21 protein-coding genes and 1 tRNA gene are annotated in these 24,075 nt (G+C 41.1%); 15 read left to right on the top strand and 7 right to left on the bottom strand.

Annotated features, from left to right (window positions below):
• The 6 genes from BLS33_RS16355 to dnaE all read right to left on the bottom strand — a co-directional run.
• Positions 1-1,155 (bottom strand): primase-helicase family protein (locus tag BLS33_RS16355; RefSeq protein WP_089891848.1); only part of this gene is annotated, 1,155 nt, incomplete at its 3' end.
• 33 nt (positions 1,156-1,188) lie between these two features.
• The gene (locus BLS33_RS16350) at positions 1,189-1,482 is read right to left on the bottom strand and encodes a helix-turn-helix transcriptional regulator (protein ID WP_089891845.1); all 294 of its coding nucleotides are present in this window, start codon (positions 1,480-1,482) and stop codon (positions 1,189-1,191) included.
• 348 nt (positions 1,483-1,830) lie between these two features.
• Positions 1,831-1,907: transfer RNA gene (locus tag BLS33_RS16345), tRNA-Asp, on the bottom strand.
• Between the two features lie 76 nt (positions 1,908-1,983).
• On the bottom strand, positions 1,984-2,913 hold the full coding sequence (locus BLS33_RS16340) for a DUF58 domain-containing protein (protein WP_089891841.1): 930 nt from the start codon (positions 2,911-2,913) through the stop codon (positions 1,984-1,986).
• 173 nt (positions 2,914-3,086) lie between these two features.
• The gene (trxA, locus tag BLS33_RS16335) at positions 3,087-3,404 is read right to left on the bottom strand and encodes a thioredoxin (protein WP_089891839.1); all 318 of its coding nucleotides are present in this window, start codon (positions 3,402-3,404) and stop codon (positions 3,087-3,089) included.
• A gap of 182 nt (positions 3,405-3,586) precedes the next feature.
• The gene (gene dnaE / locus BLS33_RS16330; protein ID WP_089891836.1) at positions 3,587-8,023 is read right to left on the bottom strand and encodes a DNA polymerase III subunit alpha; all 4,437 of its coding nucleotides are present in this window, start codon (positions 8,021-8,023) and stop codon (positions 3,587-3,589) included.
• Positions 8,024-8,172: 149 nt separating this feature from the next.
• Here dnaE and BLS33_RS16325 point away from each other — a divergent pair, with 149 nt between their 5' ends.
• The 3 genes from BLS33_RS16325 to rimM all read left to right on the top strand — a co-directional run bounded on the left by BLS33_RS16325 (position 8,173) and on the right by rimM (position 10,908).
• Positions 8,173-9,594 (top strand): sulfatase family protein, encoded by a 1,422-nt coding sequence (locus BLS33_RS16325; RefSeq protein ID WP_089891833.1) that lies wholly within the window; start codon positions 8,173-8,175, stop codon positions 9,592-9,594.
• A gap of 186 nt (positions 9,595-9,780) precedes the next feature.
• Entirely contained in the window at positions 9,781-10,365 is a 585-nt protein-coding gene (locus BLS33_RS16320; RefSeq protein WP_089891830.1) for a 30S ribosomal protein S16, read from the top strand.
• Positions 10,366-10,380: 15 nt separating this feature from the next.
• On the top strand, positions 10,381-10,908 hold the full coding sequence (gene rimM / locus BLS33_RS16315; RefSeq protein ID WP_089891826.1) for a ribosome maturation factor RimM: 528 nt from the start codon (positions 10,381-10,383) through the stop codon (positions 10,906-10,908).
• 12 nt (positions 10,909-10,920) lie between these two features.
• Here the strand turns inward: rimM and BLS33_RS16310 are convergent, their stop codons facing one another.
• Positions 10,921-11,961, bottom strand: coding sequence for a sugar phosphate isomerase/epimerase family protein (locus BLS33_RS16310; protein ID WP_089891823.1), 1,041 nt, complete (start codon positions 11,959-11,961; stop codon positions 10,921-10,923).
• 191 nt (positions 11,962-12,152) lie between these two features.
• On the opposite strand from BLS33_RS16310, the gene BLS33_RS16305 reads away from it, so the two are divergent.
• From BLS33_RS16305 to BLS33_RS16250, 12 genes are all read left to right on the top strand, one after another.
• The gene (locus BLS33_RS16305) at positions 12,153-13,586 is read left to right on the top strand and encodes a sulfatase family protein (RefSeq protein WP_089891819.1); all 1,434 of its coding nucleotides are present in this window, start codon (positions 12,153-12,155) and stop codon (positions 13,584-13,586) included.
• A 33-nt stretch (positions 13,587-13,619) separates the two neighbouring features.
• Positions 13,620-14,333 carry a tRNA1(Val) (adenine(37)-N6)-methyltransferase gene (locus BLS33_RS16300; protein WP_089891816.1) on the top strand — a complete coding sequence of 238 codons (714 nt, stop codon included), beginning with the start codon at positions 13,620-13,622 and terminating at the stop codon, positions 14,331-14,333.
• A 58-nt stretch (positions 14,334-14,391) separates the two neighbouring features.
• A complete protein-coding gene (locus BLS33_RS16295) occupies positions 14,392-15,570 on the top strand; it encodes an acyl-CoA dehydrogenase family protein (RefSeq protein WP_089891812.1) in 1,179 nt (392 codons plus the stop codon).
• A 120-nt stretch (positions 15,571-15,690) separates the two neighbouring features.
• Positions 15,691-16,068, top strand: coding sequence for a hypothetical protein (locus BLS33_RS16290; protein WP_089891809.1), 378 nt, complete (start codon positions 15,691-15,693; stop codon positions 16,066-16,068).
• Positions 16,069-16,349: 281 nt separating this feature from the next.
• Positions 16,350-17,159, top strand: coding sequence for an MbnP family protein (locus BLS33_RS16285; protein WP_089891806.1), 810 nt, complete (start codon positions 16,350-16,352; stop codon positions 17,157-17,159).
• A gap of 70 nt (positions 17,160-17,229) precedes the next feature.
• Positions 17,230-18,276: a cytochrome-c peroxidase gene (locus tag BLS33_RS16280; protein ID WP_089891803.1), complete on the top strand. Its 1,047-nt coding sequence runs from the start codon at positions 17,230-17,232 to the stop codon at positions 18,274-18,276.
• Positions 18,254-19,252: a transporter family protein gene (locus BLS33_RS16275; protein ID WP_089891800.1), complete on the top strand. Its 999-nt coding sequence runs from the start codon at positions 18,254-18,256 to the stop codon at positions 19,250-19,252. The genes BLS33_RS16280 and BLS33_RS16275 overlap by 23 nt, the downstream gene beginning before the upstream one ends.
• 296 nt (positions 19,253-19,548) lie before the next feature.
• Positions 19,549-20,106, top strand: coding sequence for a hypothetical protein (locus tag BLS33_RS16270; protein WP_089891795.1), 558 nt, complete (start codon positions 19,549-19,551; stop codon positions 20,104-20,106).
• Between the two features lie 225 nt (positions 20,107-20,331).
• Positions 20,332-22,104 carry a tetratricopeptide repeat-containing sensor histidine kinase gene (locus tag BLS33_RS16265; protein ID WP_089891792.1) on the top strand — a complete coding sequence of 591 codons (1,773 nt, stop codon included), beginning with the start codon at positions 20,332-20,334 and terminating at the stop codon, positions 22,102-22,104.
• Between the two features lie 23 nt (positions 22,105-22,127).
• Positions 22,128-22,898, top strand: coding sequence for a LytR/AlgR family response regulator transcription factor (locus tag BLS33_RS16260; protein ID WP_089891789.1), 771 nt, complete (start codon positions 22,128-22,130; stop codon positions 22,896-22,898).
• Between the two features lie 228 nt (positions 22,899-23,126).
• Entirely contained in the window at positions 23,127-23,363 is a 237-nt protein-coding gene (locus BLS33_RS16255) for a hypothetical protein (protein ID WP_089891786.1), read from the top strand.
• Positions 23,364-23,431: 68 nt separating this feature from the next.
• On the top strand, positions 23,432-23,959 hold the full coding sequence (locus BLS33_RS16250) for a hypothetical protein (RefSeq protein ID WP_089891783.1): 528 nt from the start codon (positions 23,432-23,434) through the stop codon (positions 23,957-23,959).
• The last annotated feature ends 116 nt before the right edge of the window (positions 23,960-24,075 follow it).

Genomic DNA, 24,075 nt, shown 5'->3' with positions numbered 1-24,075 from the left:
CGTAAAATAGCGCCCCTTGGCATCCGTCCTGTGGATATCCCCATCGCTCCAGATCACGATTTTTTGATAGCTGTTCGAGTTGTCCCGGTTGGTCAGTTTCCACTCTTTTTTGAGCAATCTTCTCAACTGCGTCAGATCGGTCCGTACCCTGGTCTTGTTCAATATATGTAGCGCGTCGATGGGACAAAGGTTTACTTCTTCCAGATCGAACTTTTCCATGACACTTAAAAGAATGCTCGCCAGTTCTTTCTCCACCCGGTTGCGATTGTTCCGTACCAACTTTTTCAGAGCGAGGGTTTTTATCTGGCCAGGGGTGAACCACATTCGCGTACTGTGCTTTGTAGCTAGTTCGCGATTTTGTAAATAGAACAGGAAAGCGGGTATTTCCGCTATCAAGAGATTTAGAAAATTGGTCCGCTCTTTCTTTATGCCCGGGACTTTGTTTACCCAGAACCGGGTCTCGTTGCTATCGATTTTTATAAAGCTGTCCTCGTTATTGCTACAAAGGATGAATTTCCCGAAGAACTCCACCTCGCGTTTATCCTTTCCCTTGGCTTCTAATTTGTTGATATTGGTAGTGCTCAGGTATTTGATGCGTTCGGTCATTTCCTCTTTGTTGAAAAGCACCTCGTCGATACATATCAATAGTTTGTTCGCCCAGTCCGCATTGAACTGGCTACTGAAGCTGTCGTTGGTCAAATAGGTAAGGTTGTTGTCGAAGATTTCCTTGAGCCATTTCAGAAAGGTGCTCTTGCCGGTCGAACGTTCTTTGGACACCAAGCAAAGGATGGGGAGTACTTGAATGGGCCTAAGGTATAGCAATTGCAGATAGTCCAGCCCAAGCTCATAGTGTTTCCCGAAGATATGCCTGACGAAATTCAGGCTCTTCCCAAATTCTCCTTCGTGGGGTTTCTTGGCCAAAGGGGAATAGGTATTGTAAAACCCTTTGTATTCTTGCTTAAAATCGGTGTGGCTGGGGATACATGTAAAGCCGTCGTATTTGGGAACCTTGCTCAAATGGTCCTTGCCATGGTCTTGTTTAATGGTCTCCATGTTCCAATGGACCAGGACTTCGTTGAAATGTCCGGCTATCGTCGGCGCCTTCACCATTTTATAGTAGGCGGTGCCCACACGGATATAGGGAGTGTCTTTCATGATTCTATTTTTTGAATGAAGGGAGCCTCCAGTTTAGTGCTTTCTATTTTTCATCAGCTGCTCGTTGAACCGCTGTTCCAGGGTTTCGTCCGAGAGGTCGGGTTCCCCCAACAGCCAGGCATCGATGGTGTCCTTGTCGAAGAACTTTTGGCGGATATGGGGATTGTTCCCCATCGGGATGAGCTTTAAATGCGTCAGTTTGTAGATCTTGCTCTTTGAGAGTCCAGTATAGGCCACGAGGTCATCTACGTTCATTACTTTCTTGGTGTGGGACAACAGACCTTTGATGTCGGAAAGCAGCCCTACTACGTTTTCCTTTTCTTTCATGGTATTTCTTTTTAGGGTTTTGCCCAAATTAGAAGGGCGGGTACCGTCAAAAGAAATCCAAGGAAGTCTTTAACTAAAAAAAAGAATGTTTTTTGAGGGATTACCAAAGATTCTTTGAAATTGGTCCGAATTATGCAAAATGTGATTATGATTTGAATGTATTCGAACAAGAAGTCACAGAAGAATTTTTATGAATGAAGGACTGATTTTTTTAAAGGGCAGAAAATGCCTTAATGATAACGAACACAAAGGAATCGGAAAGAATTAACGGGGAAGTAATTTGTTGTACCTATGTTGTACCCACTAAAAAGAAAAAGCCTCTCAATCTCTTGAAAGGCTTGTCTTTGTTGGCGGTCCGGACGGGACTCGAACCCGCGACCCCCTGCGTGACAGGCAGGTATTCTAACCAACTGAACTACCGAACCGTGGCGTTTAGCGTGTGCAAATATACGTTGCTAATTGAATTCCACAAACATTTTTTTTTAAAATTTTAAAATAGCATCAAACAAATTTCTGACGCTCCACCATAAAGGTGTTCAATACCCTATGAAAATGGGCTTTAACATCAATATCGACATACTTAATCTTATATTGCGCACATTTTAATTTTAAAGCTTCAAGTTGATTTTCGATACTCCTTTCATATACATCTTTGACCGTATCTGAATAGAGATCGATATGTTCGCCTGTTTCTACGTCAAGAAAACGTTTAGGTGCATGGTCGAAATTAAAATGAAGCTCGGTATCCTTATCCAGTACGTGAAACAGCACAACTTCGTGCTTATTATACTTTAAATGGCGGAGTGCATCAAACAATTTTCCATCTTCGATGTTGGCCTGAAACATGTCAGTAAACAAAAAAATGAGACTACGACGCTTTATTTTCTCTGCTATTTGGTGCAAATAGGTATAGGTCTCGGTTTGTTGGGCCGGTCTAGTATCAAGGCTTATCTCACTTAATTTGGCCAGTAACATCTGTCGGTGCCTTTCACTGCCCTTTTCAGGTGAATAATAGTGATACCCATCGGAATAAACACTAAGCCCAACGGCATCGCGTTGCCTTTTGAGCACATTCATCAATGCTGCAATGGCCAAAACACTAAAGCCGACCTTATTTAGATTATCAATTGTCAAGTTCTTTATTTCGGGATAATACATCGAAGCGGAATTATCCAAAATCATATGACACCTTAAATTAGTCTCCTCCTCATATCTTTTGGTATAGAGCTTATCAGTCTTTGCGTATAGCTTCCAGTCGATATGTTTGGTACTTTCGCCAACATTATAGATTTTATGTTCGGCAAATTCAGCCGAGAATCCGTGAAATGGACTCTTATGTATACCACTTATAAAGCCTTCGACCACTTGATTGGCCAAAAGTTCCAAATTTTGAAAAAGAGGCGCTTTGTTTAATTCAGATTGGAGGTTCATATGAACAAAGATAGGAAAGTTCTCAGGGTAAAATAAGGAATTTAAATTACCCCTAAACTGTTCAATTAGAAAAATCCTTTATAAAATCCCTAAATAAAAAAATCCCGCAAATTGCGGGATTTTTTATACTACTTTTAGTTTACTCTTTTCCTTTTTATTGGAATCGGTCTTTACTACAAAGCTGCATCGATAGCGTCGGTATATACCTTTTTAGGTGATACACCAACCTGCCTGTTTACGATTTCACCATCTTTAAAGACCAAAACCGTAGGAATATTTCGAACTCCATATTTTGCGGCAAATTCTTGATTCGCATCAACATCTACTTTGCCAACTACAGCTTTACCTTCATATTCATTACTTACCTCGTCGATGATGGGACCCACCATTCTACAAGGCCCGCACCAAGCAGCCCAAAAATCAACTACAACGGGTTTATCACTTTGCAAAACTACTTTATCAAAAGTAGCATCTGTTATTTCTAATGCCATTTTAATTCCTTTTATTGATTACGCAAATTTAGTCAAATATTATGCTACTTCCTTACGAACGTAAAATTCGTTTTGTCTATTGTACTATCACCGTAATTTATACGTCACTGCAGGCCTGACTATCACGGGCCATTGAGACATTCAACGAAAACAGATTATTTTTCCATCATCATTAATACGGTTCAATTCAATTTATAATGTACATCATTCTCACTTAGTTGATGCAGCAATTCACTTGAAATCTGGACTTTTTGCTTTCTGCTCGACAAGTTCACCTTTATTTCCTCTTCCATCTCGTAAATCACAAAGTTCAAGGTATGGCTACCTTTGTGCGAAACCAATGTATCCTTTAATTCATAAATATTCTTCTCTGCCAACTCGTCGATATTAAGTTTGATCGTCAGCTTTTTAGCATAGGTTTCCATCACTTCCTGCAGTAGCATAAAGCTATTATATTGTAACCTAGGGTCGCCCTTTTTCTCAGTTTCACGGTTCATCCAGCCTTCGCGAATATATACCTTGACGTAAGCAAAAGAATTGATCATTAGAAAATGACGAAACTTCAGGTATTCCTCCCCGAAAATTCGAAATTCATAGGAATCGGTATAATCTTCCATAGTAAACAAAGCCCACCCTTTTCCATTCTTTGAGGTGCGATGCTGTACATCGGTAATCACCCCGGCGAATGAAAGCTCACGATTTACCACGCTTTCTAGATTATTCAAGATGGCAAGGGAAGCATTGCAAAATGCCTTTATTTCTGTTCTAAAATCATCAAGGGGATGTCCGGAAATATAGATACCTACAACTTCCTTTTCCCGACGTAACTTTTCCATCGTGCCCCATTCTTCACAAGGTGGAACCTCGGGTTCTGGAATTTGCACTTCACTTGCGTCACCAAAAAGGCTTACCTGCGCCGAATTCTCATTTTCTTGAAACTTTGCCCCGTATTTAATTACTTTTTCCAAGAAGGTTATGCCATCGCCTTCATCATGAAAATATTGTGCGCGATGTGCGGATCCGAAAGAATCGAAGCCACCGGCAACCGCCAAGTTTTCGAATGCTTTTTTATTGGATGCCCGTAAATCGATTCGCTTCGCCATATCGAAAACAGACTTAAACGGACCGTCTTTTTTTCTATTCTCCACAATGGTTTCTACCGCCCCGCGACCCACACCTTTGACGGCGCCCATTCCAAAACGAACGGCTCCGGCATCGTTCACCGCAAATTTGTAGTACGATTCGTTTACATCGGGCCCAAGAACATCAAGGCCCATGCGCTTGCATTCTTCCATAAAGAATGTAACCTGTTTAATGTCATTCATGTTATTCGAAAGCACGGCGGCCATATATTCTGCCGGATAATGTGCTTTACAATATGCTGTTTGGTAGGCGATCCACGCGTAGCAGGTAGAGTGCGATTTATTAAAGGCGTAAGCCGCAAATGCTTCCCAATCTTTCCATATTTTTTCGAGCTTATCTGCCGCATGTCCTTTTGCAGAAGCCTGTTCGATAAATTTGGGCTTCATTTTATCAAGAACGTACTTTTGCTTTTTACCCATGGCTTTACGTAAAACATCGGCCTCACCTTTGGTAAAGTCCGCCAGTTTTTGCGAGAGGAGCATTACCTGCTCTTGGTACACCGTAATTCCATAGGTTTCCGCTAGGTATTCTTCACAGGCGTCAAGATCATAGACAATCTCTTCGGTACCATGCTTACGGGCAACAAAACTCGGTATGTATTCCATTGGCCCAGGTCGGTACAGGGCATTCATAGCAATAAGGTCGGCAAAAACCGTTGGTTTTAACGACCGCATGTGTTTTTGCATACCGGGTGATTCATATTGAAATACCCCAACTGTTTCACCTCTTTGAAAAAGTTCGTATGTCTTTTCGTCGTCGAGCGGAAAATTCTCGGGATCTAACTCAATACCGTGTTTCGCCTTAACGATTTTAACGGTATCCTTGATCAAGGTCAAGGTTTTCAATCCCAAGAAATCCATTTTCAATAATCCGGCACTTTCCACCACAGAGTTGTCGAACTGGGTACAATACATGTCGGAATCCTTGGCAAGAGCCACCGGAACGAACTTGGTAATATCGTCTGGGGTAATAATCACTCCACAAGCATGAATACCCGTGTTGCGAACTGAACCTTCTAAAATATATGCTTGGTTGAGCGTTTCCGATTCGAGTCCTTCACCTTCCGATATATTCAGAAGTTCATTTATTTTTTCAAGCTCTTCGCTGTTGAACTTGCTTTTCAATATTTTTTCATCGACCCCAATTATCTTTTTTAGTTTGGACATATTGGGAATCAACTTCGCCATACGATCGGCATCGCCCAAAGGCAAGTCTAAAGCACGGGCCGTATCTCGAATAGATGATTTGGCGGCCATGGTACCATAGGTAATGATTTGGGCCACCTGGTTAGAGCCGTATTTGTTGATAACATAATCCATTACCCGACTTCGACCTTCATCATCAAAGTCGATATCAATATCGGGCATACTTACACGATCCGGATTCAGGAAACGCTCAAAAAGCAAGTCGTACTTAATCGGATCCAAATTGGTAATCCACAAACAATATGCCACTGCCGAACCTGCCGCCGAACCACGTCCGGGGCCGACAGACACGTCCATTTTTCGGGCAGCCCGAATAAAATCTTCAACAATTAAGAAATAGCCTGGATACCCCGTATTCTCGATTACCTTCAGCTCAAAATCTAACCGCTCATCGATTTCGGGTGTAATCTCCCCATATCTCTTTTTTGCCCCTTCATAGGTAATGTGACGTAAATATTTGTTCTCCCCGCGCTTACCACCATCTAATTTATCTTCTTCGAACTGAAACTCTTCTGGAATATCGAATGCGGGCAACAAGACATCCCGTGCCAAAGTAAAGGTATCTACCTTGTCGACGATTTCTTGAATATTGATGATGGCTTCGGGAATATCCTTAAAAAGCTCCTTCATTTCCTCCGAAGACTTAAAGTAATACTCCTGATTAGGCAATCCGTATCTATAACCGCGACCACGGCCTATCGGTGTTGCCTGTTTTTCTCCATCCTTAACACATAGAAGAATATCATGTGCATGCGCATTCTCCTTTTCGACGTAATAGGTATTATTTGTGGCGACTAGTTTTACATTGTGTTTTTTCGCAAACTGTATCAATACTTGGTTCACACGATCTTCATCTTCTTGACCGTGTCGCATAATCTCGATATATAAATCGTCACCAAACGTTTCTTTCCACCAAAGAAGGGCCTCTTCTGCTTGGTTTTCGCCAACGTTCAATACTTTACTAGGCACCTCGCCGTACAAATTACCGGTAAGTACGATAACATCTTCTTTGTACTGCTCAACGATTTTTTTATCGATACGCGGCACATAGTATTTACCATCAACAAAAGCAATGGATGACATTTTCGCCAAGTTCAAGTAGCCTTGTTTGCTCTTGGCGAGCATCACTACTTGGTAACCGTTATCCTTTTGTGATTTATTGGTATGGTCTTCACACACTTGAAACTCACAACCGATAATCGGGGTGATTTCCAATTCAGGCTCTGGCAGCTCGTTCAAAGGCTCTTCTCCTTCTTCTAGCGTTCCGTTTTGGGTAGCTTCATAACGTTTTAAGTTTTCCTCATTACGCGTCGTAACTCCTTTATTATGGTTAAGCACCCCACTTACAAAGTGGAAAGCCCCCATCATATTTGCATGGTCAGTCATGGCTACGGCCGGCATTTTTGCTTTTGCGGTGGCAGCAATCAGATCGGCCACACTTATAGTGGATTGGAGAATCGAAAATTGCGTATGATTATGCAAATGCGCAAAACTTACGGATTCTAGCGTAGCTAAGTTTTCTTTTATCTCGTCATGGGAAACGACGCCTGTATCTTTTTCCCAAAGTGCATCGGCAATTTTTTTCGATGCTTTTTTAAGATTGATATGTTTTAGACCGATTAGCTGAATCTCTTGCGGATTGACTTCCGAGAAATTTTTGAAATAATCGGGTCGAACATCCAATTGCTCCGTCGTATACTGTTGTTTACGGATCAATTCTAAAAAGCAACGGGTAGTTGCTTCCACATCGGCAGTAGCATTGTGGGCCTCCCCAAAAGGCTCTCCGAATAAATGCTGATGTAATTCGGTCAAGGTAGGAAGCTTAAACTTACCGCCCCGGCCTCCGGGAATTTGACATAACTGTGCCGTATGCTCGGTACAAGTATCTAAAACAGGAAGCTCCTGTAACGGGTTCTCAACACCCAAGCGATGAAACTCGGCCCCCATTATGTTCACATCAAAGCCAACATTCTGCCCGACGACAAACTTTGTTTTCGACATGGCAATATTGAACTTCTCTAAAACCTCTGATAGCGCAACCCCTTGCTGCTGCGCCAATTCAGTAGAGATACCGTGAATCTGTTCTGCATCATACGGTATATTAAAACCATCGGGGCGCACCAAATAATCTTGATGTTCGATACACCTGCCCATTTCGTCATGCAACTGCCAAGCAATTTGAATACAGCGCGGCCAGTTGTCGGTATCGGTAATAGGAGCATTCCAGTTTTTGGGCAGACCAGTAGTTTCGGTATCGAAGATTAGGTACATATAAGGTGTTTTTCCGGATAAAATTGTAGCCTATAAAAGTACTTAAATAGTCAACGTTTTTAAAAGGTAGTTTTTAGGAGTTATTAACGGTACATGTTTTTCTCCATTCTTAATATAATACTTAAATTGAGCATCGAAAAAAATTAAAAATGGCAAATAAAATACTTTTCCCTAGAATTTACATTCTAGCCTCCCTTCTTTTACTAGTAAGCTCCACCAACTCTTTTGGTCAAAAGAATTCACAAAACACACCGAATTTTGTAATCATTTTCGCTGACGACCTTGGCTATGGAGATCTTGGTGTCTACGGACACCCGACCATTCGAACACCCCATTTGGACCAAATGGCGCATGAAGGCCAAAAATGGACCAATTTTTACGTAGGCGCCAGTGTTTGCACTCCAAGCAGAGCTGCTTTATTAACGGGAAGACTACCTATTCGAAGCGGAATGAGCAGCGCTAAATCGCGCGTACTATTCCCCAACAGCAAAAACGGATTACCAGCAAATGAAATTACCTTGGCCGAACAATTGAAAAAAGCAGGCTATAGTACCGCCTGTATCGGAAAATGGCACTTGGGGCACAAAGAACAATATTTACCTACGAATAATGGCTTCGATTATTATTTCGGAATTCCATATTCCAATGACATGGACCACGTGGGTAAACGCAACTATAAAGAATTGGCTAAAGAAGGCCAAAAGGCCATAGTAAAGGAAGATTATAACGTTCCACTTCTCAGAAACACAAAAATTATAGAGCAGCCCGCCAATCAGAATACGATTACCAAGCGATATTCGGAAGAAGCCGTTTCTTTTATAAAAGAGAACAAAGACAAACCTTTTTTCGTCTATCTCGCCCATAACCTGCCCCATATTCCCCTTTTCGCTTCCAAAGATTTTCTAGGAAAGAGCAAACGTGGCCTGTACGGTGATGTGTTGGAAGAAATCGATAACGGCGTAGGTAAAATCATTCAGGCCCTAAAAGAAGAAGGCCTGGCCGAAAACACCATTGTCGTTTTCACTTCCGACAACGGACCCTGGCTTCCATTCAAGACACATGGCGGCAGTGCTGGGCTTCTGCGGGCTGGAAAAGGAAGTACATGGGAAGGTGGCATGCGTGAACCCGGTATCTTTTGGAGTCCTGGAAAAATAAAACCCGGAGTGATTTCCGATATAGGTTCGACCATGGATTTATTCACCACCTTCAGTAATATGGCAGGAGTACCCATACCTGATGATCGCGTAATAGATGGAATCGATCTTACCACAACCCTCCTCGAGCACGGACAAAGTCCACGAGAAAGTATGCTCTATTATCGAGAAAACGAATTGTACGCAGTACGATTAGGCGATTACAAAGCACATTTTATAACCAAGGGCGTATACGGGCAGTTCGGAGGTAAAGAAATACATAACCCTCCCATTTTATACAACCTAAGCGAAGACCCTTCCGAACAGTTCGATATTGCAGAAGACCATCCGGAAGTTTTAACAAAAATCAATGAACTGGTAGCGGCACATAAATCCAAATTAATAAAAGGGAAAGACATGTTGGCAGAACGGGAGTAATGGAAGAACACCCATAAAACAACCTTTTCGTTCTTGACTCAACACCCAAGAAAATACTTAATTACCTTTTATTCAACATTTCCAGCAAACCTATTGTTCATTTCAAGAAATACAGTATCTTTGCCGTCCTTAAAAAGGACAAAAGAATTAATAACAGGGGTCGGGCACCCCACAAATTAATGTGATATGCCAGTTAAAATTAGATTACAGAGACACGGGAAAAAAGGAAAACCATTCTATTGGGTAGTTGCAGCAGATTCGCGCTCGAAAAGAGATGGTAAGTTTTTAGAAAAATTGGGCATCTACAACCCAAACACCAACCCGGCAACTATAGAACTTAATATTGACCATTCTGTACAATGGTTACAGAACGGTGCACAGCCTACCGATACCGCTAGGGCTATTTTATCATATAAAGGCGTTTTGTTGAAGCACCACTTATTGGGAGGTGTTCGTAAAGGAGCTTTGACCGAAGAACAAGTGGAAGAGAAATTCAATGCTTGGTTAGAGGAAAAAGGGCAATCCATAGCCAATAAAATTGGCGGATTGGACAAAGAAAAATCCGATGCAAGAGCCGAGGCATTGAAAGCTGAAAAAGCTGTAAACGATAAACGTGCACAAGCTGCCGCTGAGGCCGAAGCTCCAGAAGAAGCGGAAGCTGAGCCTGTTGAAGAAACCGCAGAGGTCGAAGCAGCAGCTGCCCCAGAAGCAGAAGCTAAGGAAGAAGCTGTTGCCGAATCAGAAGATAAAGATTCTGCCAAAGAAGCATAAAATAAGTTTGAAACGATGCAGAAGTCAGATTGTTTCTACCTCGGAAAAGTCGTTTCAAAATACAGTTTTAAGGGCGAAGTACTAGTAAAGCTAGATGCTGACGAACCTGAAATATACGAAAACATGGAATCAGTTTTTGTTTCAATACGAAACAATCTGGTTCCATTTTTTATTGATAAATGTCGGTTACATAAATCGGCCTTATTACGCATTGATTTCGAAGAAGTCAAAGATGAAGCAGCGGCAGACCGAATTATGGGTGCCGAACTTTATTTGCCCCTGACTGCCCTTCCAAAACTGAAAGGCAATAAATTCTACTTTCATGAAATTATAGGCTTTACCGTAAATGATGATGTTCACGGTGATATTGGTTTGATTACCGGGGTTAACGATACAACCTCCCAAGCCCTTTTTGAGATAGAAAAAAACGGCAAGCAACTATTGATTCCCATCACCGATGAGATTCTGACCAAAGTAGATCGGGCGGCGAAAACAATTTTTGTAACTACACCCGACGGACTGGTCGACCTTTACTTGGGATAATACCGAAAAGCGCTATGACAACGCTTTACGACAATATTCCAAACATTTTTGTACTTCCGCTACAGCATTTGAACCTTCGGGAATGTCATATTCCAATTCAACGGTTCCAGGAAATTTATATTTGTTGGTACTTATCATTTGAAGCGCTTCCTTTATAGGCGTATCGCCCGTTCCCCATAACACGTTTCCTTTTCCATGTGCGGGTGTTTGACGATCTTTTAGGTGCATACTTTTAATGCGATCATGTTTTGCTTTGATGATGGCCAGAGGCTCCGAATTTCCGGCAGCCACAAAATGCCCTAGGTCCAAGTTCAACATATTGTATTTTGATTGCTCCAAGGCCGTGTCCCACAAAGTAGGCGTCTGCTGCTCGTGACCGTGATATCCGATACACATTTTATGCTTTGTGGCCATGGCGCCTAATCTTTTGGTCAAGGCATCATCACTTGGGTGCTCTACCGTAACATGGCTTGCACCCAATGCCTTCCCTGCCCTCATGCCCCAATCAATATCGGCATCTGAATTCTTTTTCCCAAATGTGTTCCCTGGCTTAAAAGCGTATATACTGACTCCGGCATCACTATACATTTTTCTGAGCTTTGTAAATTTATCCATTGAGACAGTCTTCCGCCATTGGGCAACCTGCTTATTGTAAGCAGCCATTTGGGCTTCTAGATCTGCAAATTCCCTACCCTCGTCTTCACTCAATTTTGCATTTCGTTTTTTCCGAGCAAGTTTTGAAAATGCACTTCGGTCAACTGGGTTTTCGGGTCTGCCCGCAAAAGTTTCGGCAGGAGTCCCCATCAATTCTATTGCACTAATGCCACTATCGAGCACATATTTTAAAGTCGCCTCGGCACTTTGATCGGGCATACTTCTGAAAGAATAGGTTATGACCCCAATTTGAACCCCATTAATCAAAGAGTTCGGTTTATTATAAGATTTCAATATAGACGGTGCTCCGAAAAGCGACGGCCCTACCAAAGCTGTACCCGCCAGCAAAGTGGCCGATGACCCCATGAACCTTCTTCTTGTAATTTTGTTGTCCTTCATATATAATGTTCTTAGTTTCTAATCAAATTCAAGATCTCAATTTAAGAATTTTAAAGGAGCCAAGTCTAAGTTTTTTAGTTTTATCATTGGAGGTTGCACCCGACTTTCGCTACTTTTGACCAAAGATGGAACTTCCCTTTTACAAGTAACATCATCATTTCTCATACTATCACCAAAAAAATAATTGATTAATGTACCGACCATTAGTTTACATATTGATATTTACCTGCTTCATTTCCTGTAAATCAAAAACGGAAAAAGAGAGCCCAAAAGCCGACCGGCCGCCCAATATTGTTCTTATTTTCACTGATGACCAAGGTTATGAAGATATTGGGGTTTTCAGATCTCCGAACATTCTGACGCCGAACGTGGATCAAATGGCGAAAGACGGTGTAAAATTGACAAGCTATTATTCCGCTCAACCCATATGCTCGGCTTCAAGGGCCGGTATTTTAACAGGATGCTACCCCAACCGAATAGGAATACATAACGCATTGGGGCCCGGGAGCCCCGTTGGCATCAATGCCACTGAGACTACCATTGCTGAAATGCTAAAAGCCAAGGGCTATAAAACTGCGATTTATGGAAAATGGCATTTAGGTGACGACCAGAAATTCTTGCCTACACGACACGGATTTGATGAATGGTTCGGCATCCCCTATTCCAATGACATGTGGCCACATCACCCATGGCAAGGCACAGTATTCAATTTTCCCCCACTACCCCTATACCAAAATGAAACGGTAATTGACACACTCGAAGACCAGTCGCAGCTCACTACCCAGCTCACCGAAAAAAGTGTAGACTTTATAAACCGTAATAAAGACAACCCTTTCTTTCTTTATGTACCACACCCGCAGCCGCACGTGCCTCTTTTTGTTTCAGACAAGTTTAAGGGAAAATCGGAACGCGGGCTCTATGGCGATGTGATTATGGAAATCGATTGGTCGGTCGGTCAAATTATCGAGGCTTTAAAGAAAAACGGATTGGAAGATAATACCATGATTATCTTCACTTCAGATAACGGACCATGGTTGGCCTATGGAAACCACGCGGGAAGCGCCCTACCCTTCCGTGAGGGCAAAGGAACCGCCTGGGAAGGTGCCCAACGCGAACCCTTTGTTATGAAATATCCGAGCAAACTCACCCCGAACCGTACTTTGGACACTCCGATAATGGCAATTGATCTATTGCCCACAATTGCAGAAGTCACAGGCGCACAACTCCCCGACCGAACTATCGATGGCGTGAGTGCATGGAACGTATTGACAGGGCAAAGCACCGAAAGCCCTCAGGAAGCCTATTTCTTTTACTATCGGGTGAATGAACTTATGGGGGTTCGCTACGGAAAATGGAAGTTATATTTCCCCCATCGGTACCGTACCATGAATGGCCAAGAGCCCGGCAAAGATGGTCTTCCGGGGGAATATCGAATGGTCGACATGGAAGATATTGAACTGTATGATGTGACCCAAGATATTTCGGAGACCAAAAATGTAGCTGCCGAAAACCCTGAAGTCGTTGAAAAAATTAAGAAACTTGCCGATGGAATGCGGGCTAGGCTAGGTGATGCCCTGACAGAAGTAGAAGGGTCTGAAAATAGGGAATCAGGAAAAGTAGATTAAATTCCTGTTTCTAGAATTATTTGATCGCAATTCATGAAAAACATTTTTCGTTTTAAACAGTTCAGTCTAAATCAAGATCGTTGTGCCATGAAAGTGGGTACCGATGGTGTTCTGTTGGGCGCATGGGCCTCTTTGGAAAAAAACCCTGAAAGTATTTTGGACATTGGGGCAGGCACGGGAGTTATTGCGCTTATGATGGCACAAAGAAGTCCCTCGCAAACCATTGACGCTATTGAACTTGATGATCACGCCTATGAGCAGTGTACCGAAAATTTTGAATCCTCGCCTTGGGGAGACCGAATGTTTTGTTATCACGCGGGTTTAGATGAGTTTGTCGATGAGTGGGAAGATACTTATGATTTGATTGTTTCCAATCCTCCCTTTTATTCCGAGGATGTTTCAAGTGGTGATAAATCGAGGGATCAGGCGCGCCAAAATCAGTCGTTACCTTTTGATGAACTATTGGAAGGCGTTTCACGCTTGCTTTCTCCAAAAGGAATTTTCTCCACCATTATTCCTTTCAAGGAAGAGGAAGCTTTTCTAAACCTTGCAGCGCAACTCAATCTCTTTCCGCGACGGATTACTCGGGTAAAGGGGAACCCAACTTCAGAAACCAAACGCAGTTTATTAGAGTTCGTTTTCAATGCAACGGAAACTAAAATCAAAGCACTTACCATTGAAATAAGGCGTCATGAATACACCCAGGAATATGTCGACCTGACCAAAGATTTTTATTTAAAAATGTAACAAGTGGGCATTGGTCTGTTATATTTCTTTAATTATCTTTGATTGAAAACATTCCAATATGAAGCCCGACCTGTTTGAAGCTCCCGACTATTACAATCTCGATGATCTTTTTTCCGAAGAGCACAAATTAGTACGTGACGCTGCCCGACAATGGGTCAAGCGCGATATTTCGCCAATTATAGAGTCGTATGCGCAAAAGGCTGAATTTCCCAAGCAAATTTTAGGAGGATTGGCAGAAATCGGAGCTTTCGGACCCTACATTCCCGAAACCTATGGGGGTGCTGGTTTGGATCAAATAAGCTACGGCCTCATCATGCAGGAAATCGAACGTGGGGATAGCGGCGTTCGCTCAACCGCTTCTGTACAGTCTTCTTTGGTCATGTACCCCATTTATACTTACGGCTCTGAGGAACAACGAAAAAAATACCTCCCCAAGCTGGCGACGGGAGAACTCATGGGTTGTTTTGGTTTGACAGAACCAAATCACGGATCTAACCCCAGCGGTATGGAAACCAAGTTTAAAGATGCAGGCGACCATTACCTTTTAAATGGCGCCAAATTGTGGATATCGAACTCGCCCTTTGCCGATATCGCAGTAGTTTGGGCCAAGAATGAAGACGGCCGTATACAAGGACTTATTGTTGAACGTGGAATGGATGGGTTTTCAACCCCGGAGACACATAATAAATGGTCTTTGCGGGCGTCGGCTACCGGAGAACTTATTTTTGACAACGTAAAAGTACCGAAGGCAAATCTATTACCTGGAAAAAGCGGATTGGGCGCGCCACTCGGCTGTCTTGATTCTGCCCGGTACGGTATCGCCTGGGGAGCTATCGGAGCCGCCATGGATTGCTACGACACTGCCCTCAGATATGCAAAAGAGCGCATGCAATTCGGAAAGCCCATTGCAGCCTTTCAATTGCAACAGAAGAAACTGGCCGAAATGATAACCGAAATCACGAAGGCCCAATTACTGGCTTTTCGATTGGGGCAGTTAAAAAATGAAGGCAAAGCAACCACCCAGCAGATTTCCATGGCCAAGCGAAACAACGTCGACATGGCACTAAAAATAGCTCGGGAAGCACGACAGGTTTTAGGAGCAATGGGTATTACTGGTGATTATTCCATCATGCGGCATATGATGAATCTTGAAAGTGTCATCACCTATGAAGGCACCCACGATATTCACCTTCTGATTACCGGAGCTGATATTACCGGCATACCCGCTTTTACATAAATAATGGTCGCATACAACGTATTGGAAGACACTAAAAATGTGATTACACTTTGACGATGATATTGTAACTTTCGCTTTTATTTTGTTTTAAAGCAAAATCATAAATCATATATTTGCCGCGTGAAACAGGTGGTTATTCTTTTCGTAGCGTTTGTAATGCTGGTCAAGCCTCTATGGCCCGTAGCGGAATACGTTATGAATTATGATTACATCAAAAATGTACTTTGTGAGAACAAAGACAAGCCGCAACTGAATTGTGATGGTAAGTGCTACCTCGCTAAACAACTTGCGGCAGCATCAGAGCAAAACGAAAAAAATCCGTTCGGCGAAAAACAGTCCAAAACCGAAATTCAACAAATAACTTTCTTTCAATCTTTACCTCAAATTGATTTGGGGTTCCACCTAGTAAAAATCAAACAGAACAATTATACTACTGCTCAAGACTTGATTTCAAACCTTTTCACTTACGATATTACACAACCTCCAGAATTGGCTTAATTCGACCTACTACGCCTATTTTCCGAAAAATCAAACGTTTTTCGATACTTCGCGTAGTCTTCTAAATACTATTCTGAAATGTAACTGTTCTCATGCGATACGTTCACGCATCGGCTATTGAATATCCATATGATATTCCCTAAAACCCTGCTTTCACGTATAGTGCTAATAGCAATCCTACATTCCGTAATAGACTGCAGTATAGATTCCTTTAAAAAATAATATCCCTATTTCAAAAATCGAATAGGGTTGCCATTGCATAAAAATTTAAAAAAACACCAATGAAATATTACAACTTGGCTATCGTAGCCGTATTCAGCTTTTTCTTAATTTCTTGTTCTAGTGACGAAGACGGCACGAATGATAGCATCGAATTAACCGGGTCAGGAGAAGTTTCTATCACCTTCGATAATGGCTTCGCCGATAACGATTTGGTTCTAGGAAGTGCAAACGCGGCCAATGCGAATGGGGAAACTCTAACAGTAACGCGATTTTCATATATCGTCAGTAATTTTCGGTTAGTGAATAAAGATGGTGAAAAATATGTATTCCCAAAAGATGAGAGTTATTTTATCATTAGCCAAGAGACCGAAGCCGATGATGTAGAACTTCCTGAAATTCCAGCCGGTGAATACACCACACTTGTTTTCGGAATAGGCGTCGACCAAGAGAAATACCTTCAAGGCGCCGAGGGGCAAGGCGACTTTGTGACCTTGGCGGAGGAAAACAATATGATGTGGTCTTGGCAAGCGGGCTACAAGTTTTTAAATTTTGAAGGGAACTTTACTTCTGAAACCGTAGCCGACCCCACAGATTTTAAAATTCACATGGGAAGTCACGGATCTAGCCTCGACAATTATAAGGAGGTAACCCTTCAATTGCCATCTAATATTCTTGTAAGCGATGGTATGGACCCAAACATCCATCTAAAAATCGATGCCGGAAAAATATTGGTCGGAGCAACTAATTCGATTGAGCTTTCTGAAAAATCGGTAATCATGGTAGACGCTGAGAAATCTCCTCAAATAGCGGTAAACGTAACAGAAATGTTCGTAGTAGACCATGTTCACAATGCGAATGGTCATGAATAACACGAACCATTAGTTAGAATTGGTGGTCGGTTATCTCAGGTAGTTGCCGACTGCCATTAACCATTATAATATGAAAAACAGTGATGTTTTATTGGGGTTTGTTCTTGCACTCTTCGCTTCGTGTTCTTCACCAGATGAAGCATACGTTCCATTAAATAGTTCGCTGGAGTTTACTATTCCTTCAAATTTTCCAGAAGTGAAATATGACCTTAGCGCCAACCCGCCGACCCAATTGGGTTTTGAACTGGGGAAAAAACTCTTTTATGACGGCCGTCTATCCGCAAATGGGTTTATCTCCTGCGGATTCTGTCATGAACAAAATTTTGCCTTTACCCACCACGGCCACCAATTTAGCCATGGTATAGATGACTTGGAAGGAATAAGAAATACACCGGCCATTCAAAATGCCGCTTTTATGCAAGAATTTACTTGGGACGGCGCCACCTCCCATTTAGACCTCTTTCCTATAATCCCAATAACCAACGAAGTAGAAATGGGGGAAACGGTGAGCAATGTTCTGGCCAAATTACAAGCAGATACCGAATATCCCGAACTCTTTGCCAATGCCTTTGATGAAGGTGAGATCAACAACGAATATTTTTTGAAAGCTCTTTCCCAGTTTATGGTAATGATGGTTTCGGCCAATTCAAAATATGATACATATATTAGGCAAGAACCCGGTGGAAACCTAAGTACTTTGGAAGCAGAAGGACTTGCTATCTTTCAGGAAAAATGTGCTACCTGCCATAGTAGTGACCTCTTTACAGATGGTACATTTAGAAATAATGGTTTGACACCGAATCCCCAAATAAATGATATCGGCCGAGCTGAAGTGAGCGGGGCGCAAACGGATAACTACAAATTCAAGGTGCCGAGCCTTCGCAACGTTGCACTTACCGCACCCTACATGCACGACGGCAGATTTGGTAGCTTAACAGCCGTGCTTGATTTTTATGATGAGGGCGTTTTCGACTCTCCTACACTTGACCCAGTTTTAAACAAAAATGGAAAATTGGGCATTGCCTTAGAAACCACTGAAAAGACCGCTTTGGTCTCTTTTTTAAACACGTTGACAGACGAAACCTATATTAACGATGAACGTTTTGCAGAATATTAAAACCTTATATTTTTTACTGATTTTTAACTCCATAGCCTTTTCCTATGCAAATAATCGTCCCTTTGATGTAGATCCACCACGCTATTGTTTGGAACATTTTCACTTTTTAGAAGACGATTTCTTTTGCGACACTTGTGGTTGCGGAAGTAGCGGAGGCAGTATGGGTTACGGTACAGCCCTTAATAAAAACTTTATGGGCCTACGGTATATCGGTCAAGAATATCGATCGAGGGATGGAATTTTCAACAATTCTCCATGGATTAACGAAAATTTCAATACCGTACAGGCGTGGGGAAATTTTCCAGTAACAAAAAGAGCAATAGTCAATATCATACTTCCCTACCAATTTCACAACAGGATATTCCCCGACAACACAGAACAAAAAATTAACGGTTTGGGCGACATCAGTGTACTAGCCTTCTACAGCCTAATCAAAGCCACGCCCGACAGCATAATATCTATTAAACCCGAGCATTACTTGCAGTTAGGCGGAGGATTAAAACTACCTACGGGTAAATACGACAAAGCCAATAACACCGGGAGTGTAAATCCGAGTTTTCAGCTAGGAAATGGCAGTTGGGATTACATTTTGGCCATGAACTATGGATTCAGCTATAGAAACTGGGGTATCAGCACCATGTTCAACTATACCATCAAAACGAAAAACCCAAAAGATTACCAATTTGGCAACCAATTCAATTACGGAATCAATGCGTTTAAAACGTACTACGTTTCCGATTTAGCCTTTACACCAATTATTGGGCTAGCGGGTGAGAATTATGCTTCCAATAGAGAATTTGACATGAAAGTAGCCAACACCAAAGGCACTATCTTTCTTGGCAAGTTAAGCCTTGAAACGGCCTACCAAAATTATTCGCTAGGCCTTGTCGGTATGGTGCCCATCGATCAAAACTTGAACAATGGCAAGGTAGCGTTGAAACATAGAGTTTCGGTATACTTAAATATCAACCTTTAAAAAATTCTAACCCTTTTTATAGAATCGTTCTTTTTTGCCCATTGAAGTAGAAGAAGCGGTCGTGTTCAGCTTTCCTAACGTATTTACATTTAAAAAAATTCACCAACAACCCCTTCTCATTTAGGTAATGAAATTTACTAAAATGAGAATATTTACTGAATAATGTAGGTAAAATTTTTAATTCTTTACTTATATTCATACGCCTTTTGAAGGATGAGAGCGCTTATTTCCAGAGATCCTAGGGCTCCTCCCTCGTATCATTTTCAATTTATAAACAATATAATAACCAAACCAAAATGCACATTGAAATTGAATTAAAAACTAATAAAGAAGATTCTTCAATTACCTGCTTTCCGATAATGCTTAAAGGTCTAGAAGAAGCCATGAACGATACGTACCTAGATTTAGGCACGCCGTACAGACCTATTGCCATTGATAATTTTGTAAATATTGAAAAAAATGAATTTCCGGAAATTACGGAGAAAACCACTATTTCCATAAGTTTGAAACCGGCTGATGACGGTCCTTCTTTTGGGTTAAGCAATCCTGAGCTTGTGTGCTGTAAAGCTAAAAATGTGGGCAAAGATTTTATAAACCAAGATGGCAAACTAGAGGACCATTGGAAAAAAATCTTTAACTATAAAAAGAAGTGGGTGCAAAATACACCGGATGGCACTTTGTATATTTCACCAAATAAAAAGCATAAATGTGTGATAAAGACTAAAGAAGCCCTCAAAAGAAATTATATTTCTTATAGCATTATGTTTTCGATGTTGTTCGAAAATAGTAAGGGGGAGAAACGCAAGTACTATTTTAATTTAGATCCCTTAGTCAAAATAAGTTCGCGTGGCTAAGAGAAACCACTGGCGCTTCACAAGTAAAGGAGATATTGCTACATGGGATCAAGTCTGAATAAAATTGAGCTATAAGTCAGTTTTAACTACACTTTTATTTTTTAGATAACCAGGAAAAACTCATCTCTTATTCTCGGGAAGCATCCTGTTTTGGGCGCTTTATACTTTAAACCAACATTTTATAATGGCTTATCTATCTTTAATATGTATTAAGCTTTGAAAAACATGAAATGGGTTCTAACACTTACATTTCTATTTCACTTTGTGAATTCTTTCTCCCAAAGTACCCAAATAGCGGATAGTCTTGGGAAAATTCTAAAGCAAGACAACCTTTCCAAGGAAGAAAGGTCCCGATTACTCGGTGAACGTGCATATCATGTTCAAGATATTGATTCAAGTCTGCTTTTGGCTAAAGAGGCTTTGCAAATCGCTACAGAAATAGATAAACCTTTATTACAGGCAATGGCTTGGGAAGAAATTAGCCATGTCGAACGAAGACGCGGAAACAACGATATTTCACTGCAAGCATCTTTAAAAGCATTGCGAATATTTGAAACCTTAGACCTACCGGAACGCCAGGCTGCTTCGTATGCCCAATTAGGGAGCAATTCAATAAGCGACAATGATTATACTTCGGCTATTGCCTATTTAAAAAAGGCCAAACATATTTATGAAAATTCCGATAATACCTTAAACCAAGTTCTAACGACGCTCAATCTAGGAGAGGCCTATCGCCTCGCTGGCCACATGGACAGTGCGGCCACCTCTTTTAAGGAAACCTTGAAGCGTAACGAACAGTTAAAGAACGATATCGTTCAGGGGTATTCTACCGGTAATCTGGGGATGGTGTATTCCGTTCAGAACGAACTTGCCGCTGCAAAAGAACTACTGACCGAAGCAATTTCTATATTACGGAATTTGGGTGATGACTATTCTACCTCAGTATACCTCGCGGCATTGGGGGAAATCTACAAGAAAGAAGGGAAGTGGAACTTGGCCGAACAAAAACTACAGGAAGCACTGGATATGGCAACAACGGCCGGATTAAAGGAACAAATCAGGGATTTCAGCGCTCAATTAGCATCATTATATGAAACCCAAGGAAGATTTGCCGATGCGCTGGGCTATCAAAAAAAATATCAGATCTATCAAGATAGCTTGGTAAACAAGGCTTCCATTCAAAAGATAGAACAATTAAAGTCGAGTTATGAGATAGACAAGCGGGAAACAGAAATAAGCGTGCTAAACACAATCAATTCTTATCAAAAAAATACGCTAATTTCCTTAGTGGCCGGCATCTGTCTATTCATTTTTTTGTCTTACCTACTATTTAAGGGCAATAAGACGATTAAAAAAGCCAATAGCGAGCTGTCTGACCAAAAACTGATTATCGCCAATAGAGAACGCGAAAAAGCCCTTTTGCTAAAAGAACTGAACCATCGCGTAAAAAACAATCTGCAAATGATAGCAAGTTTATTGAATCTTCAAAGTCGTGAACTCTCTGGCCATCCGGCCCAAGAGGCGATTATTGCAGGTAAAAATAGGGTGGAAGCCCTATCTTTGGTACACAGTAAATTATATCAGGAAGGAGTAGAGACCAGAATCTATCTGAAAGAGTATATCGAAGAATTGGTTTTAGGTCTTTTTCATGGTTATAATGTCAATTTCGAGCCCGATTTCGATATAGCCCACACCAGTGTATCGGTAGACAAAGCAGTACCAATTGCATTAATTATCAATGAGATTGTAATCAATGCATTGAAATATGCGTACGGCGGAGTTAAGAATCCAAATTTAAAAGTCAAGGTCAGTGAAGTAAATAAATATCTAAAAATAGAAATTAGTGACAATGGTATTGGCTTTTCCAATGAAGAAGGTCAAAAGAACAATTCGTTCGGTATTAAATTAATAACTTCCTTGATACAGCAATTGGATGGGAGTATCGAGCGATCCAATCTTGATGGAACCTTATGGACCATGAAATTGGAGTCGGCATAAAACTTAACTAAGAAAGGGTATCAATGACAAACCAAGCCTTAAAAGTAAAATTACTCATAGTAGAAGACGAGATTCTTTTGGCCAATGATATCGCCAATAGGCTTAGCGATAACAACTACACCATCGTTGGAATAGCCGATACGGCGACCAAGGCCTTGGATTTGTTGTCAAAAAACCAAGATATTGATATGTTATTGATCGATATCGTTTTAAAAGGCGATCGTGATGGCATTGAACTTGCTCGGATTATAAACGATACATATAATATTCCATTTCTTTTTCTTACATCCCATGCTGATAGCTACCTTATCGAAAGAGCCAAAAGTGTGAGGCCATATGCCTATTTACTCAAACCATTTAATGATCGTCAGGTTAGCATAGCCATAGAGTTGGCCCTTAAAAATTTTGCAATCAAAATTCCCGAAAGGCAAATATTGGGGAAAAAAACTTTTTCACCTACGGAAAACCAAGTATTACAAATTAAAGACAGCCTGTTCTTGAAAAAGAACCAACATTTTGAACGCGTACCCATTGAAGAAATACTTTTTTTAGAAGCCGATAGCAATTATTGCACCGTATACACTAGAACGGATCGCTTTATGTATTCCGTCGGACTTAATAAAATTGAAGCGCAATTACCCCAAGATCGCTTCTTAAGAATTCACAGAAGCTACGTTGTCAATATCAATTTGGTAGATGGTTTTGAGGGCAATATGCTTTTTATCGGTGACAACAAAATTCCTGTTAGCAAATCACACAAAGAGACCGTTTTTAGGCTTTTTCGTACGATTTAATTTTGTCGTTAGTGTTTTGTCCATATTAAAAAATGATTGCTTTCCACAAAATCTTCTTTTCACCTTCTTTGATTATACATCGACATGCTGTTGTATATACTTACACCCGTATTTTGACCATTCACTAAGATAATTCGGTCATTCACTCATCCATTTTCTGTTTCCCTTTATTCTTTCACAACTTAGAGGTATTCAAATAAAACACTACTAATCTCCAATCTGACAATTATGGAAAATCACAAGTTTAAACCGGTTATGGAAATCATTGAAGAGGATGCAGAATTGCAAAAATTATTCAATAAAATGGAAGACCACATGCTGATGCTTTTAAAAGCAACATTCAATAACACTTTTCGATCCTGTAATTCCACCACAAAAGCGCTACCTGTACTCGAACTTCAATTTCAAAGACATTTTGAAAAGACAAAATTACGATGCCAATTGGCGTATGCCGAATTTAATTGAATACGCAACTTATCACCATAAAGAATCAAAGAAGATTTGACTAAATAAAAACCATAAAAAAATTAATCATGAGAACAACAACAGTATGCCTTTTGGCAATCGGAACATTTTACTTTGGTAGTGCCCAAACTGAAGATTGTATGAGAACAATACACATCGAAGGAGTTGAGGTAATCGCCCAAAATGCAGAATATCTTAAAAATATTCAAGACCACAATACTCCACGTCCAGTCAAGGCATTGGAATATAGGGTCGCGAAATACAACATTGATAAGGACAGTAGATTTGCAGAAAATCTTGATTTATATGAAATCGTGTTTAAAGATGACACCAATGGAAACGGTTATATACGCGCTCAATTCGATAATGCTGGAAAAGTAGTTTCCGCGCATGAAAAGTTTGATGCAATAACACCTCCTTTCGAAGTAAGAAATACCATATTCAAAGAACACCCAGGCTGGGACCTTTATTCGAGCTCTTATGAGGTTTCTTATAGTTATGGAAAAGAACCAAAAAAGCACTACAAGGTAAAATTGCGAAAAGATCGGTCAAAAAAGAACCTTAAACTTGATGCACAAGGTAATTATTTGAATTAGCCACCGTATCGACGCGCAACAAAACCGTCAGGCACAACAGCCGGGCGGTTTTTTTTGAATAAAAACTTCTAAAAACATAAAAACTTTACATCCTGCCGAAACCCCATAATTCCACC

It is taken from the genome of Kriegella aquimaris (genome assembly GCF_900103215.1).
Lineage (GTDB): Bacteria > Bacteroidota > Bacteroidia > Flavobacteriales > Flavobacteriaceae > Kriegella > Kriegella aquimaris.
The sequence above is the reverse complement of the archived record's forward strand: the minus strand, read 5'-3'. Positions and strand labels throughout refer to the sequence as shown.